At 52.5% G+C, this 465-nt stretch carries 1 protein-coding gene; it reads right to left on the bottom strand.

Going from position 1 to position 465, the window contains the following annotated elements:
* Positions 1–67: 67 nt before the first annotated feature.
* On the bottom strand, positions 68–376 hold the full coding sequence (locus tag NMG70_RS31695) for a GYD domain-containing protein (protein WP_254028132.1): 309 nt from the start codon (positions 374–376) through the stop codon (positions 68–70).
* Positions 377–465 lie beyond the last annotated feature (89 nt).

Below are 465 nucleotides of genomic sequence, written 5' to 3'. Positions count from 1 at the left end.
CTCCCGACCAAGGAGGTATGTTAGTCTCAATCGAAACCGTGCTGCCATCAATGCACAGTCAGTCCAATCAGCCGGCGGGCTTGTAAACTCTTGCAGCTTTGTTGGCCGCTGCGAGCACCGCCTTCATGTCGAGCTCTTCGAGGACAACGAGGTCGGTCACCGAGCCGCTTGCCCGCACCGCCAGGGCTAGGCCCATCCCAGCGGCCTGGTCCGGCACCTCAGCATTGACCACGATATCATAGGCGCCGCGAGTAAACATCACACCGAAAACCTTGCCGCCAACGCTTTCAAAAAGCGTCTTGATTGCAGCTTCTCGGTCCGAGCCCTGTATCAATCCTTTATAGGCATTGGGCGCATAGTTTGCCAATATAGTCACTTTCATGGGTATTCCTCCAAAGCTTATACTCGTGTCGTATCAATATTTGACCAACACGGAGTTATTTATCTTTTCGCTACCAATTTACA

The organism is Mesorhizobium ventifaucium, from assembly GCF_935822925.1.
GTDB lineage: Bacteria > Pseudomonadota > Alphaproteobacteria > Rhizobiales > Rhizobiaceae > Mesorhizobium > Mesorhizobium ventifaucium.
This window is presented reverse-complemented; position numbering and strand designations above follow the sequence as displayed.